The organism is Nocardioides sp. S5-5, from assembly GCF_054954065.1.
In genome coordinates this window covers 391,050-406,989 of sequence record NZ_CP199913.1, presented here as the reverse complement: position 1 = coordinate 406,989, position 15,940 = coordinate 391,050, and the positions used below count along the sequence as shown (strand labels likewise).

At 73.6% G+C, this 15,940-nt stretch carries 16 protein-coding genes; 6 read left to right on the top strand and 10 right to left on the bottom strand.

Annotated elements, in window-relative coordinates:
• The first annotated feature begins 14 nt into the window (after window positions 1-14).
• The 5 genes from ACUP6Y_RS01855 (at window position 15) to ACUP6Y_RS01835 (ending at window position 4,711) form a co-directional block, all read left to right on the top strand.
• Entirely contained in the window at window positions 15-1,136 is a 1,122-nt protein-coding gene (locus tag ACUP6Y_RS01855) for a sensor histidine kinase (protein WP_462553903.1), read from the top strand.
• On the top strand, window positions 1,133-1,876 hold the full coding sequence (locus tag ACUP6Y_RS01850; RefSeq protein ID WP_462553902.1) for a LytR/AlgR family response regulator transcription factor: 744 nt from the start codon (window positions 1,133-1,135) through the stop codon (window positions 1,874-1,876). Before ACUP6Y_RS01855 ends, ACUP6Y_RS01850 begins: the two co-directional genes overlap by 4 nt.
• Window positions 1,873-2,247 (top strand): hypothetical protein, encoded by a 375-nt coding sequence (locus ACUP6Y_RS01845; RefSeq protein ID WP_462553901.1) that lies wholly within the window; start codon window positions 1,873-1,875, stop codon window positions 2,245-2,247. Before ACUP6Y_RS01850 ends, ACUP6Y_RS01845 begins: the two co-directional genes overlap by 4 nt.
• Complete coding sequence (locus ACUP6Y_RS01840; RefSeq protein WP_462553900.1) at window positions 2,247-3,746, top strand: sodium/solute symporter; 1,500 nt, start codon at window positions 2,247-2,249, stop codon at window positions 3,744-3,746. The genes ACUP6Y_RS01845 and ACUP6Y_RS01840 overlap by 1 nt, the downstream gene beginning before the upstream one ends.
• Before the next feature lie 284 nt (window positions 3,747-4,030).
• Entirely contained in the window at window positions 4,031-4,711 is a 681-nt protein-coding gene (locus ACUP6Y_RS01835; RefSeq protein ID WP_462553899.1) for an LpqN/LpqT family lipoprotein, read from the top strand.
• Here ACUP6Y_RS01835 and ACUP6Y_RS01830 read toward each other — a convergent pair.
• Complete coding sequence (locus ACUP6Y_RS01830; RefSeq protein WP_462556591.1) at window positions 4,698-4,832, bottom strand: DUF7489 domain-containing protein; 135 nt, start codon at window positions 4,830-4,832, stop codon at window positions 4,698-4,700. The two genes, ACUP6Y_RS01835 and ACUP6Y_RS01830, sit on opposite strands and share 14 nt — an antisense overlap.
• Window positions 4,833-4,973: 141 nt before the next feature.
• Between ACUP6Y_RS01830 and ACUP6Y_RS01825 the strand changes: the two genes are divergently transcribed.
• A complete protein-coding gene (locus tag ACUP6Y_RS01825; RefSeq protein WP_462553898.1) occupies window positions 4,974-5,279 on the top strand; it encodes a hypothetical protein in 306 nt (101 codons plus the stop codon).
• Window positions 5,280-5,311: 32 nt separating this feature from the next.
• Here the strand turns inward: ACUP6Y_RS01825 and ACUP6Y_RS01820 are convergent, their stop codons facing one another.
• From ACUP6Y_RS01820 to ACUP6Y_RS01780, 9 genes are all read right to left on the bottom strand, one after another.
• On the bottom strand, window positions 5,312-5,644 hold the full coding sequence (locus ACUP6Y_RS01820) for a muconolactone Delta-isomerase (protein ID WP_462553897.1): 333 nt from the start codon (window positions 5,642-5,644) through the stop codon (window positions 5,312-5,314).
• 7 nt (window positions 5,645-5,651) lie between these two features.
• Window positions 5,652-5,846: an acyl-CoA dehydrogenase family protein gene (locus ACUP6Y_RS01815; protein WP_462553896.1), complete on the bottom strand. Its 195-nt coding sequence runs from the start codon at window positions 5,844-5,846 to the stop codon at window positions 5,652-5,654.
• 99 nt (window positions 5,847-5,945) lie between these two features.
• Window positions 5,946-6,698, bottom strand: coding sequence for a sirohydrochlorin chelatase (locus ACUP6Y_RS01810; protein ID WP_462553895.1), 753 nt, complete (start codon window positions 6,696-6,698; stop codon window positions 5,946-5,948).
• Window positions 6,695-7,807, bottom strand: coding sequence for a uroporphyrinogen-III synthase (locus ACUP6Y_RS01805; RefSeq protein ID WP_462553894.1), 1,113 nt, complete (start codon window positions 7,805-7,807; stop codon window positions 6,695-6,697). The genes ACUP6Y_RS01810 and ACUP6Y_RS01805 overlap by 4 nt, the downstream gene beginning before the upstream one ends.
• Entirely contained in the window at window positions 7,804-10,653 is a 2,850-nt protein-coding gene (gene nirB, locus ACUP6Y_RS01800; RefSeq protein WP_462553893.1) for a nitrite reductase large subunit NirB, read from the bottom strand. The genes ACUP6Y_RS01805 and nirB overlap by 4 nt, the downstream gene beginning before the upstream one ends.
• Window positions 10,654-10,659: 6 nt before the next feature.
• Window positions 10,660-12,114, bottom strand: a complete 1,455-nt coding sequence (locus ACUP6Y_RS01795; RefSeq protein ID WP_462553892.1) for an FAD-dependent oxidoreductase — start codon at window positions 12,112-12,114, stop codon at window positions 10,660-10,662.
• Between the two features lie 102 nt (window positions 12,115-12,216).
• Window positions 12,217-13,908 (bottom strand): AMP-binding protein, encoded by a 1,692-nt coding sequence (locus tag ACUP6Y_RS01790; RefSeq protein WP_462553891.1) that lies wholly within the window; start codon window positions 13,906-13,908, stop codon window positions 12,217-12,219.
• Entirely contained in the window at window positions 13,905-14,339 is a 435-nt protein-coding gene (locus tag ACUP6Y_RS01785; protein ID WP_462553890.1) for an Ohr family peroxiredoxin, read from the bottom strand. The genes ACUP6Y_RS01790 and ACUP6Y_RS01785 overlap by 4 nt, the downstream gene beginning before the upstream one ends.
• The gene (locus tag ACUP6Y_RS01780) at window positions 14,336-15,940 is read right to left on the bottom strand and encodes an FAD-dependent oxidoreductase (RefSeq protein WP_462553889.1); all 1,605 of its coding nucleotides are present in this window, start codon (window positions 15,938-15,940) and stop codon (window positions 14,336-14,338) included. Before ACUP6Y_RS01780 ends, ACUP6Y_RS01785 begins: the two co-directional genes overlap by 4 nt.

Sequence of the window (15,940 nt, the reverse complement as noted above, 5' to 3'; positions counted from 1 at the left end):
GGCACCATGGGCGGATGCGGGGTGGACGGTGGTGGCGGCGCGACCATCTGGGCAGCGATGCGGACCGGGCGGCGTTCCGGGCGCTGCACCAGGCGTCGCTGGCCGCGCCCGCGCTGCGCGAGGGCCTGACGACGGCGAGTGCGGAACGGGCGATCCGGCACCTGCGGGCACTGTTGGGCACGCCGGCGCTGGCGATCACCGACACCGAGGCGGTGCTGGCGTGGGACGGGGTGGGCGACCATCACCTCGACCAGGCGGCGGTGGTGGGCCTGCTGGCGATCGAGAAGGGCAGCACCCGCACCCTCGACCGCGACCAGCTCGGCTGCTCGGTCGGCGGCTGCCCGCTGCGCATCGGCGTCGTGAGCCCGCTGGTCGTGGAGGGGCGGGTGCTGGGCACGGTGCAGGCGTTCGCGCCGACGCCGACCGCGGGCCTGGTGCGGGCGACCGAGGAGGTCGCGGAGTGGGTGTCGGGGCAGCTGGAGCTGGCCGAGCTGGACGCCCACCGCAACCGGATGATCGAGGCGGAGGTGCGTGCGCTGCGGGCCCAGATCAGCCCGCACTTCGTCTACAACTCGCTGAACGCGATCGCGAGCTTCGTGCGCACCGACCCCGACCGGGCGCGGGACCTGCTGGTGGAGTTCGCCGACTTCACCCGCTACTCCTTCCGCCGCCACGGCGAGTACACGACACTCGCCGAGGAGCTGCGCTCGATCGAGCGGTACCTGCTGCTCGAGCAGGCCCGCTTCGGCGATCGGCTCCAGGTGACCCTCAACATCGCGCCGGAGGTGCTGCCGGTCGTCGTACCGTTCCTGTGCATCCAGCCCCTCGTCGAGAACGCCGTGCGCCACGGCCTGGAGAGCGTCGAGGCCACCGGGCACCTGACGATCGTCGCCCACGACCGCGGGCACGAGGCGGTGCTCGAGGTCGAGGACAACGGCGTGGGCGAGGACCCGGAGCGGGTACGCCGCGCGCTCGCCGGCGACACCGAGCTCGACTCGGTGGGTCTCGGGAACGTGGACGCGAGGCTGCGCACGACCTTCGGCGACGACTACGGTCTGGTCGTGGAGACCGCTCCGGGTGCCGGGACCAAGGTGATCGTGCGGGTGCCGAAGTTCGCCCCCGGGGTGTCGGTGTGAGCGGGCCGACCGCGGGACTCAGGGTGCTGGTCGTCGACGACGAGCGCCCCGCGCTCGACGAGCTGAGCTACCTGCTCGACGCCGACGACCGGGTGGGCGAGGTGATCGCCTGTCAGTCCGCGACCGACGGGCTGCGGATCCTGCGCGAGCGCGAGGTCGACTGCGTGTTCCTCGACATCCAGATGCCCGGCCTGACCGGGCTCGAGCTGGCCGAGGTGCTCGGACGGTTCAAGCAGCCGCCGCCGGTGGTCTTCGTGACCGCCCACGAGCAGCACGCCGTCGACGCCTTCGACCTGCACGCGGTCGACTACGTCCTCAAGCCGGTGCGGCCCGAGCGCCTGGCCGAAGCCGTACGACGCGTCCTCGGCGGCGCCTCCCCGCCCCCGGCCGCGACGGACGCCCCGATCGCGGTGGAGCGCGGCGGTGTCACCCGGTTCGTGGACCGCGGCGACATCACCCACGTGGAGGCCCAGGGCGACTACGCCCGACTGCACACGGCGACCGGCGAGAGCTACCTGGTCCGGATGCCGTTGACGACCCTGGAGGTGGACTGGGCCGATGCCGGGTTCCACCGGATCCACCGCTCCCTGCTGGTCGCGCTGGCCCACGTCACGGAGGTGCGCAGCGACGCCGGCCGCACATCGGTGCGGATCGGCGCGACCGGCACCGAGCTGCCGGTGAGCCGGCGCCACACGCGCGGCCTGCGCGACGTCCTCGTCCGGCGAGCACGCGGGTCATGACCGAGCGGGTGCGGGTCACCGGGCCTCCGCGGCACAGCCCGGCCGGGCGGGCGGTGAGCCGGCTCGGCGACGTCCACGAGCAGACCGCGCTCGGCGACGTGTACCTCCGCTCGCTGCTCCGCGCCCAGCTCGGCCTGGCCGTGCGCCTGCTCGGCCTGCTGGCCGTGACGCTCGGCGCACTCCCCCTCGTCTTCCACCTCGCGCCGTCGCTCGCCGACATCCGACCGCTCGGGATCCCGCTGCCCTGGCTGGTGCTCGGCGTGCTGGTCCATCCCTGCCTGCTGCTGCTCGCCTGGCGCTACGTCCGCAGCGCGGAGCGCAACGAGCGGGTCTTCGCCGACCTGGTCAGCGACCCCGAGGAGAGCGGCTGATGGAGCGCGCCGACGTCCCGGGCCTGGTCGCCGTCGTCCTGGTCACCGTCGCGACGCTGGCGATCGGCACCTGGGGCCTGCGCTTCTCCCGCACGACCAGCGACTTCTTCGTCGCCTCGCGCACCGTCCGGCCGGGCCTGAACGCGTCGGCGATCGGCGGGGAGTACCTCTCCGCCGCGTCCTTCCTCGGCATTGCCGGGTTGCTGCTGGTCGGCGGCGCCGACATGCTCTGGTACCCGGTCGGCTGGACCGCCGGATATCTCGTGCTGCTGGTCCTGGTCGCCGCCCCGCTGCGCCGTTCGGGCGCCTACACGCTGCCCGACTTCGCCGAGGCCCGCCTCGGGTCACGGACGGTGCGGGCGGCCTGCTCGCTGCTCGTCGTCGGCATCGGCTGGCTCTACCTGATCCCGCAGTTCGAGGGCGCCGGCATCACCCTGCGCTCCGCGATCGGCGCGCCGGAGTGGGTGGGCGTGCTGGTCGTCGCCGCGATCGTGCTCGCCAACGTGACCTCCGGCGGGATGCGGTCGGTGACCTTCGTCCAGGCCTTCCAGTACTGGCTCAAGCTCACCGCGCTGCTCGTCCCCGCCGCCGTGCTGGTCGCGGTCTGGTGGGGCGACGGCCGGCCGGGCGGCACCGTCGGCGGCGCCGGCTGGTCCCACCCCGTCGCGGGCGACGGCGGGGTCGGCCTGTACACGACGTACTCGCTCATCGCCGGGCTCTTCCTCGGCACCATGGGCCTGCCCCACGTCGTCGTGCGGTTCTACACCAACCCCGACGGCCGCGCCGCCCGTCGTACGACGGTCGCGGTGCTCGCCCTGCTGGGGCTGTTCTACCTCTGGCCGCCGGTGTACGCCGCCCTGGGCCGCGTGTACGGCGGCCGGCTGGTGGCCCAGGGCCGCTCCGACGTCCTGGTGCTCGAGCTGCCGCGCGCGATGCTCGACGGCGTGGGTGGCGACGTGCTGACCGGGCTGGTCACCGCCGGCGCCTTCGCGGCCTTCCTGTCGACGTCCTCGGGCCTGGCGATCGCCGTCGCGGGCGTGCTGACCCAGGACGTCACCAGCCGGTTGGTCAACGAGCAGCGGGGCGTCGCGGCGTTCCGGCTCGCGGCCATGGTGGCCGTGGTCATCCCGGTGCTGGCCGCGCTGCTGGTCCGCAACGTCGGCGTCGCCCAGTCGGTCGGCCTGGCCTTCGCGGTGGCCGCGTCGACCTTCTGCCCGCTGCTCGTCCTCGGCATCTGGTGGCGCCGGCTCACCGGCGCGGGCGCGCTCGCCGGGCTGGCGGCCGGCGGCCTCGGTGCCGGCGGCGCGGCGATCACCACCCTCGCCGGCTACGCCCCCGGCGGCTGGGCCGGCGCGCTGCTCGGCCAGCCCGCCGCCTGGAGCGTGCCGCTCGCGGTCCTGGTCATGGTCACGGTGTCGCTGGCCACCGCGGACCGGGAGCCCGCGCACGCCCGCCGGTTCCTGGTGCGGCTGCACACGCCCGAGTCGCTCGGCCGCTGACACCGCCGCCACGGGCACGCCGGCGCCCGCACAGCCTGGGTTCACCGGTCCGCCGCGTAGCGAGCGTCACCAGCTGGGTGCGATCGCACGGCGCGGGGCGCGACGGCGGTCTGGTTGCACCATCGAGCGTCCGCAACGCCGCGAGCGTGCCCGACTGGTGGCGCGCAGTAGCGGCTGATCGGTGAATGCAGGCCAAGACGCACTCCCAGTGAGCTCCAAGCGCCCACGCCTAGGTTCGGCCACCGGCCCGACGGGCCGCCGTCCGTCCCTGCGAAGGAGCCTCTGTGAAGCACCCCACCCGCCTTGTCGCCGCCCCCGCGGCCGTCCTCCTGGCGCTCAGCCTGGTCGCCTGCGGGGACGACCACGAGCGCGTCGTCAGACCGGCCGACGCGACGGCCAGCGCCCCACCCACACCGACGGACATGCCGGACGCGCCGGACATCGAGCCGAGCACCCTCCTCGAGTACCTCGAGCTGGAGGGGATCAAGCAGATCCCGCTCACCCGCGAGGACGACGGCCCGGTCGTCGACCTGCCCGTGCCCGACGGATGGAGCACCACCGAGAGGTACGCCGCGGCCGCGTCGTACGGCGCCATCGTGCTCGACGCCGCCGCCGACCCGGCCGACCCACCGCGGGTGCTGGCGCTGCTGGCGCGGCTGGACGGCGACGCCGACCCGGCCAGGATCCTCGAGTACGCCCCTGGGGAGCTGCAGGAGATCGACGGTCTCGAGCCGATCAACGCGGGCGAGGCCAGCACCCTCGACGGGTACGACGCCGTCCAGGCCAGCGGCAGCTACGACGTCGGCAGCCGCCGGCTCGCCATCGCCCAGAAGACGGTGGTGATCCCCACCGACGAGGCGCTGTACCTGCTGCAACTCAACGCCTATGCGCCGGTGGACGAGATCGACGCTCTCGTCGCGGCGCTGGACGCCATCGACGAGCAGACCACGATCACGCCCGGGTGACGGTCCCGTCTTCGGTACGGCGCACCGCGTCGCCGACCGCGACGGCGTCCCACAGCGTCCGGTCGATCCGCGCCTTCACGGTCGAGCCGCTGGTGGTGCGGACCTTCAAGCGGCGGTACAGATTCGCGCCGTCGTCAGGCCGCGCGACTTCTTGACCACCACGCCTTCCCTGTCTCAGTCATGCGACGAACGTAGCCGAAGGGGTCCTCGATCCCGGTGAACCTTCCCCAAGCCGGCGCCCGGCCCCAGGAGGAAGCGCCGGGTGGCAGCGGTCGGCGGTGTGGTCGGCGTGGTCGCGGTGATCGGCGCCGACCACGCCTTCGTGGAGCAGCTCGCCCGGTCGAAGGGGACGCTGGGCGACTCGGACCGCTTCCGCGACGCCGTGCCCGACGCGAAGGACGCGCTGACGATCGTCTACCTCGACTTCGACCGCGGCGACTGGGCCAGCACGCTCAGCGACGGGGAGCTGAAGCCGGCCGACCTCGCGCCGCTCGACACCGCGAGCATCACCACGACCGCCGCCGGCGAGCGGGAGCGAGTCGTCGTCCGGGTGACCTTCGACGAGTAGCCGGGGCGGCACGGCTCAAGCGGGACGCTCACCTACGCCGGCGGCGCCGCTGCCGCGGGCCGGCGACCGGGGCCCTCTTCGCCGTCGATCACGGCGAAGAGCGGGTGCTGGTGCAAACGGGTGATCTCGACCGAGACCAGGGGCCAGATCGGTAGGCTCTCCAGAGTTCGCCGCAGCTCCTCCTCGTCGTCGGCCACCCACCAGCCGATGTTGCCGACGAGACCATCGACCTTCCACAGCCGGCGCAAGACGCCCTGCTCGTGGAGCTCTCGACCGCGCACCCACTCTCGCGCGACAAGCTCCTCGCGCTCGGCCTCGACCAGCGCATGCACCCGCTCGGTGAAGATCTTGACCTGGAAGTCCATCGTGCCCCTAGCCTCGGCTCTGGATGACGAGTTGGCGAGCGATGACGTTCTTCTGGATCTCGTTCGTGCCCTCGCCGATCAGCAGCAGGGGGGCGTCGCGGAAGTAGCGCTCGACGTTGTACTCCTTGGAGTATCCGTATCCGCCGTGGATGCGCATCGTCGTGAGGCAGATCCTCGACGGGTCGTGGTTCGAGAGCGCCATCTTCCACGTCGAGGTCGGCGGCGGACGGAACCGTGACGCATGGCTGATCACCGACGCAGGCCCACCGGAGCCGGTGCCCACCCGTCAGGCGGGCACCCGTCAGGCGGGCACCCGGGCGAGCGCCGGTGCGAGCGCGCGGGCCCGCTCGACGACCAACTCGACCACCCGCGGGTGCGGGCCGATGACGTCGGCGACGACGCTCGCTCCGGCGGCCAGCGCCTCGTGGCGGGCCGTGCGGTGGAAGTGTCCGGTGGCCAGGAGGTACGGCGACACGGCGTCACCCGGCCGCACCACCTCCGCGAGCCGCGGACCGCGACCGGAGAGCGTGGCGAGGCGGACCGGCGCGCCCCAGGCGTGGGCGAGCAGGTGGGTGGCGGCCTCGAGGTCGGCGGCGGCCGCGGGGTCGGTGGACCCGGCCGCGACCAGGACCACCGGCTGGCCGGGGGTCGCGCCGGCGGCGCGGAGCCGGTCGACCTGGGCGGCGGCGAGCAGCGCGTCGGGGCCGAGCGAGCGGCCGAGGCGGACCTCGCGGTCGGTGGTGGCGAGCACGGCCGGCAGGTCCTGGCGCAGGTGGTAGCCGGTCGAGAGCAGCAGCGGTACGGCGACCGCGGGCGTCTCGACGGTGGCCACGACCTCGGCGAACAGCGGCGCGCACAGCTCGACGTACGACGTGGTGGCGGGCCAGCCGAGGCGCTCCGCGGCGGCGGAGGTCAGGGCCCGGGCGACCTCGTTTCCGGCGGCGGTGCGGGTGCCGTGGGCGACGGCGACCAGGTGGGGTGCCGCCGTAACGTCATTCGTTCCGTGGGTGATCGCCCACGGAACGAATGACGTTACGTCCGGAACCCGCGTCACGGGGTGACCGCCAGCCGGTACCCGCGCTTCACGACGGTCTGGACGCAGCGGGTGCCGAGGGCGGCGCGCAGCCGGGCGACGGCCATCTCGACGGCGTGCTCGGAGCCCGCGGTGCCCGAGGGCAGCGCGGCGAGCAGGTCGCGGCGGGAGACCACGGTGCCGGGGTTGACGAGCAGGGCCTGCAGGACGGCGTACGGCGCCGGCGAGAGCTTCACCTCGACGCCGTCGAGGAGCACGGTGTCGCCGTGCAGGAGCAGGGTGTGGCCGGCGACGTCGAGGCTGGTGCCGCCGGCGCGGGAGGGCAGTTCGACCTCGAGCTGCTTGACCATCGCGGCGAGGCGCGAGCGGTCCGGGTAGATCGACGGCACGCCCCACATCTCGAACGCGGCCGCGGTGACCGGCCCGACGCAGGCGGCGATCACGTCGGCCTGGAAGGCGCTGACCACCTCGTCGCGGTGGCCGGTGGAGGCGGCGGCCTCCATCATCGCGGCGATCGCCGGCGCGGCGGTGAAGGTGACCGCGTCCACCCGGCGCTCGGCGATGTCCTCGATCAGGCCGAACATCGGCTCGGGGTCGGCGGCGCCCTCGACCCGGTAGACGGCGACGGTCGTGACCTCGGCGCCGAGCCGGCGCAGCGCGTGGGCGGCCATCGACAGCGACTGGCCGTGCTCCTGGACGACGATCCGCAGGCCGGTGAGGTCGCGCCCGCGCAGGTGCGCGAGGACGTCCTCGAACTCCTCCGACGCCGGCGCCCACAGCTCGCGCAGGCCGAACCGCCGCAGGGCACCGACGCTCTTCGGTCCGCGGGCGAGGATCTCGGCGGTGCCCAAGTGCTTGGTCAGGTCGGTCAGCAGCCCCCAGCGCTCGGCCGCGCCGAACCAGGACTTCAGGCCGATGCCGGTGGTCGCGACGAAGATGTCGACCGGCTGGCCGAGCACTTGCTTGGTGGCGGCGAGCAGTGCCGACTCGTCGATCCGGTTGGGGTCGACCGACAGCGCGGGGGCGTGCACGACGCTCGCCCCGCGCCGCTCCAGCAGCGCGACCTGCTCCTCCGCGCGGCGCGCCGCGGTCACGCCGATCCTGAAACCGGACAGGGGAAGGTCGCTCACGAATCGATTGTCTCGCGCCGCGCCCCGACGACCACCATGCCGTCGACCACCCGGACGTCCCAGGTGGGTACGACGACCGCCGGGTCGTCCAGGCACGCACCCGTGCGCAGGTCGAAGCGCTGCTTGAGCAGCGGGCTCGCGACGAACGGCACCTCGTCGTCGCCGCGGGTCGTGGTGCCGACGATGCCGCGCGAGAGCACTGAGGCCTGCCCGAACGGGTCGAGGTTGGCGAGGGCGAACACCTCGTCGTCGTACGTCCGGAAGACCGCGACGTCCTCGCCGCCGACGAGCGCGACCACGCCGGACTCCCGCTGCACCTGGTCGAGGCGGCACACGGCGGTGCCGAGGGTGAGCGTGGGCGTCGCGGTGCGGGCCTCCTCCTGGAAGGCGACCGCGGGCTCGGGCATGCCGGGGGCGTTGACGAAAGACACGAACCGGCTGAGCTTCTCGGGGTCCTCGATGGTGGCGCGCCACTCGTCGAAGTAGGAGTCGACGTGGCGGTCCATGCTGCTCTCCAACTCCGCGGCCAGCCCGAGCGCATCGTCGACGACGACCTCGCGGACCCGGTCCAGGCCGCCGATCTCGTCCAGCCAGGTGGAGGTGCGCTGGAGCCGGTCGGCGGTGCGGATGTAGTACATGAGGAACCGGTCGAGGCAGCGGATCAGCTCCTCCCGCGTCAGGTCGCCGGCGAGCAGCTGGGCGTGGGCCGGGACGGCGCCGCCGTTGCCGCCGACGTAGAGGTTCCAGCCCTTCTCGGTGGCGATGATCCCGAAGTCCTTCGAGCGCGCCTCCGCGCACTCGCGGGCGCAGCCGGAGACGCCGCCCTTGAGCTTGTGGGGCGAGCGCAGGCCGCGGTAGCGCAGCTCGAGCTCGATCGCCATGCCGACCGAGTCCTGCACGCCGTACCGGCACCAGGTCGAGCCGACGCACGACTTCACGGTCCGCAGCGACTTGCCGTAGGCGTGGCCGGACTCCATACCGGCGTCGACCAGCCGCTTCCAGATCGCCGGCAGGTCCTCCACCCGGGCGCCGAACAGGTCGATCCGCTGGCCGCCGGTGATCTTCGTGTAGAGGCCGTAGTCGCGGGCGACCTCGCCGATCACGATCAGCTTGTCGGGCGTGATCTCGCCGCCGGGGATGCGCGGGACGACGGAGTAGGTGCCGTTCTTCTGCAGGTTGGCGAGGTAGGCGTCGTTGGTGTCCTGCAGGGTCGCGTTGCTGCCGTCGAGGACGTGGTGGTTGAGCAGGCTGGCGAGGATCGAGGCGACCGCGGGCTTGCAGATGTCGCAGCCCCGACCCCGGCCGTGGCCCTCGACGATGTCGTCGAACCGGTTGTAGCCGTGGACCGCGACGACCTCGAACAGCTCCTGTCGGGTCATCGCGAAGTGCTCGCACAGCGACCTGTCGACGACCTTGCCGACCGACGCGAAGTGGTCCTCGACGATCTTCTTCACCACGGTCTTGCAGGAGCCGCAGGTGGAGCCGGCCTTGGTGCAGGCCGTCACGCAGGCCGGGCTGTCGCAGTCCCCGCCGTCGGAGACGGCCGCGACGATCTCGGCCTTGGTCACGTTGTTGCACGAGCAGACCTGCGCGTCGTCCGGGAGTCCCAGCTCGACGCCGCCCCGCGCGGCCGGGAGGATCAGCTCCTCCGGGTTGTCCGGGAGCTCCATGCCGGAGCCGACGAGGGGCCGCAGCACGCCGTACGACGACGCGTCGCCGACCAGGATGCCGCCCAGCAGCTCGTAGCCACCGCTCGCGAGCTCCTTGACGACGAGCTTCTTGTAGATGCCGGCCACGGCGTCGGCGTACACGACCTCGAGGGCGTCCTCGTCGGTCGCGAACGCGTCGCCGAAGGAGGCGACGTCGACGCCGAGCAGCTTGAGCTTGGTCGACATGTCGGCGCCGGTGAAGGAGCCGGCCTCGCCGCCGAGCAGGGCGTCGACGACGACCTCGGCCATCGTGTAGCCGGGCGCGACCAGGCCGTACATCCGGCCACCGGGGGCGGCGCACTCGCCGATCGCCCAGATGTGCTCGTCGCTGGTGCGGCAGTGCTCGTCGACCAGGATGCCGCCGCGCTCGGCGATGTCGAGGTCGGCGGCCCGGGCCAGCGCGTCGCGGGGGCGGATGCCGGCGGAGAAGACGACCAGGTCGACGTCGAGCGGGTTGCGGTCCTTGAGCGCGAGACCGGTGACCTTGTCCTTGCCGAGCACGGCCTCGGTCATCGCGCCGGTGTGCACGGTGAGGCCGAGGGTCTCGATGTGGCGGTTGAGCGTGGAGCCGGCGGCGTCGTCGATCTGCACCGCCATCAGCCGCGGGGCGAGCTCGACGACGTGCGTCTCGAGGCCCAGCTGGTGCAGGGCGTTCGCGGCCTCCAGGCCGAGCAGGCCGCCACCGATGACGGCGCCGACCCTGGCCCTCTTCGACGCCGCGCGGATCGCCTCGAGGTCCTCGATGGTGCGGTACACGAAGACGTTCTTGAGGTCCTTGCCCGGCACCGGCGGCACGAACGGGAACGCGCCGGTCGCGAGCACGAGCTCGTCGTAGTGCAGGTCCTCGCCGGTCGCGAGTGTGATCACCCGCTGCCGCGGGGAGATGGCGACGACCTCGGCGTTGAGCCTGAGGCTGACCCGCGGGTCGTCGTACGCGCCGCCGGGCAGGAAGGACAGCGCCTCGGCACCGCGCTCGAAGAACGAGGTGAGGGCGACCCGGTCGTACGCCGGGCGCGGCTCCTCGCCCAGGATCGTGATGTCGTGGGTCTCGGTGAGCCCGCGCTCGATCGCCGCCTGCACGAAGCGGTGACCGACCATGCCGTGGCCGACGACCACCAGTTGCTTGCGCTGGTTCATGACTCATCAGCCTTTCGTGGCGAGGGCGGGCCGGCTGCTGAGCAGCTGGCGCACCGTGCTGGCGCAACCACCGCAGCCGGTGGTCGCGCGGGTGGTGTCGCGGACCTGCTCGAGCGAGGAGCAGGCGCGGATCCGGCCGGCGGTGACGCCCGCACAGGCGCACACCTCGGCGTCGTCGGGCAGGACGACGGCGCCGTTGCCGCCGTCCCGGGTCCGTTCGGGCAGCAGGAGGTCGCCGGGCTCGTGCGGCCCGAGGACGGTCTGCCGGTCGAAGTGCTGGGTGATCAGGCCGACCCGGGACAGGTCGCCGACCAGCGTGGCGGCGACGATCCGCCCGTCGCGCACGACGAGGCGCCGGTGCGACCCGGAGAGCGGGTTCGCGACCTCGACCACCTCGCCGCCGGCCGCGAGCTCGGCCTCGGCGTCGCCCAGCACGGCGACGTCGAGGTCGGTGGCCCGGAGACGGGCGACGATGCGCGCGCCGTCGTACTTCACGGCCTCGTCGCAGAGGATCCCCGCGAGGATGCCGGCCTGCTCCCAGGCGGGCGGCACGAAGCCGGTGGTGCGGCCGTCGTGCTCCACGCAGTCGCCGAGCGCGTGGACCGACGGATCGGTGACGCTGGCGAGCCGGTCGTCGACGACGACGCCCCGGCGGACCTCGAGCCCGGCGCCACGGGCCAGCGCCGTCGACGGGCGGCCGCCCGCGGTGAGCACGACCAGGTCGGTGTCGAGGGTGACGCCGTTGTCGAGGCGGAGGCTGGGGCCCGTGGGTCCCTCGACGAGCCGGACGGCGCGGGCGCCGGTGTAGACGGCCACGCCGAGCCGCTTCAGGTCACGGGCGAGGATCCGCCCGGCGGGGGCGGTGATCTGCTGGTGCAGGAGGTGGTCGGCACCCTCGACGACCTCGGTCTCGATGCCGCGTACGCCGAGGGCGCGGGCCACCTGGAGGCCGAGCAGGCCGCCGCCGACGACCACGGCGCGGCGGCCGTGGGGCAGCGCGGAGAGCAGGCGCCGGCAGTCGGCGAGCGAGCGGAAGGCGTGCACCGCCTCGTGCAGCGACCCGTCCATCCGGACCAGGCCGCGGATCGGCGGCAGGGACGGGATGCTGCCGGTGGCGAGCACCAGCACGTCGTACTCCACCAGGGTGCCGTCGACGAGCATCACGTCCCTGTGCTCGCGGTCGACGCCGAGTACCCGGGCGCCGAGACGCAGGTCGACGCCGTGGCCGGCGTACCACTGCTCGTCGCGCAGCGTCAGCGCCTCGGGACGGTGCGTCCCCTCCAGCACGGCGGAGAGCAGGATCCGGTTGTAGGGCGCGGTGTCCTCGTCGCCGAGGACGGTGATCGCCATCCGGTCCGGTGCGCCGCGCGCGACCAGCTCCTCGACCAGGCGGGTGGCGGCCATGCCGGAGCCGACGACCACCAGCCGCGGGCGCGGCGCGACGGGTCGGCTCTGCTCCATGCACCCATCGAAGGTCACCGACGTTTCGCGGCCGTGTGCTCGTGTTGCACGCGGATGTCAACGACTCCTCACGGCCTCACCGGCCGCACGGCCTCGCGCGGATCAGGGCCAGCGCAGCTCGCGTCGCAGGATCTTGCCGCTCGCCGTCTTGGGAAGCTCCTCGACGAATACGACCCGCCGCGGGTACTTGTAGGCGGCCATCCGTTCGCGACACCAGGTCACGAGCTCGGACTCGGTCGCGCTCGCGCCGGGCTCCAGGGAGACGAACGCGTGCACCGTCTCTCCGCGATACTCGTCGGGTACGCCGACCACGGCTGCCTCGGCCACGGCGGGGTGGCTGTAGAGCACGTCCTCGACCTCGCGCGGCCACACCTTGTAGCCGGAGGCGATGATCATGTCCTTCTTGCGATCCACGAGGTAGAACCAGCCGTCGGCGTCCATCACCCCGACGTCGCCCGTGTGCAGCTCGCCGCCCGGGAACGACGCCGCCGTGGCGTCCGGGCGGCCCCAATACCCCCGAGCCACCTGCGGTCCGGCGATCAGCAGCTCGCCGACCTCACCCGGCGGCAGCTCGGTCCCGTCCTCGTCGACGATCCGGGCGCGTACCGAGGCGATCGGCACTCCGATCGACAGCGCCCCCGACACCGGGTCGACCGGTGCGCGCAGCTGAGGCGGGACGATGTGGGTGATCGAGGAGGTCTCGGTCAGGCCGTACGCGTTGCGCACGTAGCCGCCGAGCACGGCCTCCACCCTGTCCGCCACCGCGGGTGCGATCGGCGCGCCTCCGGAGTAGATCTTGGTCAGCGACGCGAAGTCTGCCGGACCGACGCCGGGCACGGCGGCCATCGCGGTCAGGGCGGTGATCGCGCCGACGGTGAACGTCGGGCGATGCTCGCGCACCAGGTCGACCATCGCCTGCGGGTGGAACCGCCCGCCGAGCACCAGCGGGGCGGGCAGCAGCAGCGACAGCACGCCGTGCCCGACCAGCCCGGTGATGTGGAACAGCGGCGCGATCGCCAGGATCGCGTCGTCGGCACCGAGCTCCATCCACTCGCGGTAGCTGCGGGCGTTGAACACGAAGTTGGCGTGGGTGAGCTGGGCGCCCTTCGGGTCACCGGTGGTGCCGGAGGTGTAGACGAGGAAGGCCGTGTCGTCGGGCGCGGCCGCCGGCACCTCCACCGGTCGCTGCCCGGCGTGCTCCTCCAGGAGCGCGGTCAGATCGAGCGCGCCCGGGATCGGCGTCGGCTCCCGCTCCGGGAGCACCCGGTCGTCGTCGCGGGACTGGAAGTCGCGGCTCGCGGACACCACGACGACCTCGACCGCGGTCGAGCCGCTGCCCAGCACCGACGCCGCCACCGGGGTCACCTCGTCGAGGCACAGCAGCGCCCGGGCGCCGGAGTCGCCGAGGACGTGGGCGAGCTCGCGCTCCTTGTACATCGGGTTGACCGAGACGCCGATGCCCCCGGCCTTCCACGCGGCGAGCATGCCGATCACGAACGCCGGATGGTTCTGGCTGAAGAGCGCCAACCGGTCACCGGGCGCGAACCCGCGCTGCTGCAGCGCAGCCGCCAGGGCGTCGGCCGCGGCATCGAGCTGCGCCACCGACAGCACGCCGTCGAAGTAGCGGATCGCGTCCTGGTCGGGCCGCCGGCGTACGGCGTCGGCGAACATCTCGAGCAGGTCGGCGAACTCCGGCTCGATGTCGTGGGGCTGTCCGTCGCGGTAGCGCGCGAGCCAGGGCCGATCGGCGTAGGTCGCGTCGCTCGCCGCGCCGCCTCCCGAGGTGGTGGTCATCGGGCCACGCGTGCCCGGACCTCGACGGAGATGTTGCCACGTGTCGCATTGGAGTACGGGCACACCGCGTGCGCGGCGTCCGCGAGCTCCTGGCAGGTGCTCTCGTCCACGTCGGGGATCTCGACCGTGAGGACGACGGCCAGCCCGAAGGCGTCCCCCACGGGCCCGATGCTCACCTCGGCGGTCACCAGGGAGCCCGACGTGTCGACCTTGGCCCTGCGGCCGGCGACGCCGAGGGCGCCCTGGAAGCAGGCGGCGTAGCCGGCCGCGAAGAGCTGCTCGGGGTTGGTGCCCCCGCCGGGGCCGCCCATCGGCTCGGGCACGCGGAGGTCGACGTCGAGGAGGCCGTCGTCGGACCGGGCGTGCCCGGCTCGCCCACCGGTGGCGGTGGCGGTGGCGGTGTAGGCGATGCGTTCGAGCTGGGCGGTCATGCGGTGGTGCCTTCCTGTGCGAGGTGGACGACGGCCCGGTGGGCCATCGCGATGTTGCGGGTGTTGGCGTAGCCGGTGACGTAGCCGCGGAACTCGGTGGTCGCCGCCGCGTTGCCGGTCGCGTACAGGCCGGGGACGGCAGACCCGTCGCGGCGCAGCAGCCGCGCGTGCTCGTCGGTGCGCAGCCCGAAGGTGCACATGCCGGTGCCGAGCAGGCGCAGCGGGAGCGCGTGGAACGGCGGCTCGCCGACGGGGCCGAGGTTGGGGTTGGGCGCGTGCGAGGCATCGCCGTACCGGCGGCGGACGAAGGCGCGGCTGCCGCGCCCGAACGCGGGGTCCTCGCCGCGCTCCGCGCCCTCGTTGAACCGGGTGACGGTGGCGAGCAGCCCGCCCGCGTCGACGCCGATCAGCCCGGCGAGGGTGGCGAGGTCGGGAGCGCTGGTCACGGTGTCGGGGTACGTCGCGCCCGCGGGGACCGTCGCGAGCGGGTACCTCCGGCGGAACTGCTCGTCGACGATCAGCCAGCAGGGGACGTTGACCCACCGCTTGTGCTCGGCCGACCAGCTCGCCAGGGCCTGGTTGATGCCGACGTAGTAGCTCTCGTCGCCGAAGCGCTCGCCGGCCCGGTTCACGACCAGGCTGTGCGGCAGGCCCATCACGTCGAACAGCTGGCTGTGCAGCGGGACGTCGGTGCCGGGGTGCACGTCCGACGGGCGCACGTGCGCGCCCATCGTGAACTGCGGCCCACCGCCCCGGGCGACCTCGGCACCGACCGGCGCCGCCAGGGTGAGGTGGTCGCCGCGGATCGTGGGCGGGCCCGCCTCGACCAGGTCGGGCAGCCCCTCGAGGTCGGCGGCGTCCTCGGCCCAGCCGTAGCCGCCCGTGGCCAGGACGACACCCAGGCGCGCCCGCACCTCCTGACCCCGGTCGGTGCGTACGCCGACGACCCGGCCGCCGTCGCGGGCCAGCGAGACGACACGCTCGCCCAACCGCAGCTCGGCGTCGCCCGCCACCGCCGCCGCGTGCAGGAACCCCGCGGCGAGGCCCGGCCCGAAGGTCAGCATGTCCTCGGCCTCGCGCCGCGCCCACAGCTCCCGCATCGACACCTCGTCGACGCGGCCGCCGAAGAGCTCACGGTGCCGCAGCCCGACCCGGTAGTGCGGCGTCGGCTGCAGGACCGAGCGCAGGGCACCGAGCCGTGCACCCGGCACGGCGACCTCCCACATCCGGCCGGACGCGCGCGACCCGGGCACCGACGGGTGGAAGACGTCGGGGTTGTCCGGGACCACCTCGATCGGGACACCGCGGTCACGGTGGTGGGCGAGCGCCTCGACCGCCGCTTCGAGCACGGCCCGGCGCAGGTGGTCGTCACCGGCTCGCTCGCCCTGCACGGCCGCCAGGTAGCGGTCGGCCTCGCCGACGTCGTCGTCCGGCTCCAGGGGCGCCCACAGCAGCCCACCGCTGTAGGCGCCGCCCCCGCCGACGTACGACGACGCCTCGATCACCACGCAGCGCAGCCCGAGGGAGACCGCCGTGGCCGCGGCGGCGAGCCCGCCGAGCCCGCCGCCGACGCACACCACGTCGGTGTCGTACGTCGCCAC

What these genes read in the sequence shown, in the direction of transcription:
- ACUP6Y_RS01790 (WP_462553891.1), bottom strand. Translation starts at nt 13,908, where the DNA reads ATGACCACCACCTCGGGAGGCGGCGCGGCGAGCGACGCGACCTACGCC.
- nirB (WP_462553893.1), bottom strand. Translation starts at nt 10,653, where the DNA reads ATGAACCAGCGCAAGCAACTGGTGGTCGTCGGCCACGGCATGGTCGGT.
- ACUP6Y_RS01855 (WP_462553903.1), top strand. Translation starts at nt 15, where the DNA reads ATGCGGGGTGGACGGTGGTGGCGGCGCGACCATCTGGGCAGCGATGCG.
- ACUP6Y_RS01845 (WP_462553901.1), top strand. Translation starts at nt 1,873, where the DNA reads ATGACCGAGCGGGTGCGGGTCACCGGGCCTCCGCGGCACAGCCCGGCC.
- ACUP6Y_RS01785 (WP_462553890.1), bottom strand. Translation starts at nt 14,339, where the DNA reads ATGACCGCCCAGCTCGAACGCATCGCCTACACCGCCACCGCCACCGCC.
- ACUP6Y_RS01820 (WP_462553897.1), bottom strand. Translation starts at nt 5,644, where the DNA reads ATGGACTTCCAGGTCAAGATCTTCACCGAGCGGGTGCATGCGCTGGTC.
- ACUP6Y_RS01840 (WP_462553900.1), top strand. Translation starts at nt 2,247, where the DNA reads ATGGAGCGCGCCGACGTCCCGGGCCTGGTCGCCGTCGTCCTGGTCACC.
- ACUP6Y_RS01815 (WP_462553896.1), bottom strand. Translation starts at nt 5,846, where the DNA reads ATGGCGCTCTCGAACCACGACCCGTCGAGGATCTGCCTCACGACGATG.
- ACUP6Y_RS01795 (WP_462553892.1), bottom strand. Translation starts at nt 12,114, where the DNA reads ATGGAGCAGAGCCGACCCGTCGCGCCGCGCCCGCGGCTGGTGGTCGTC.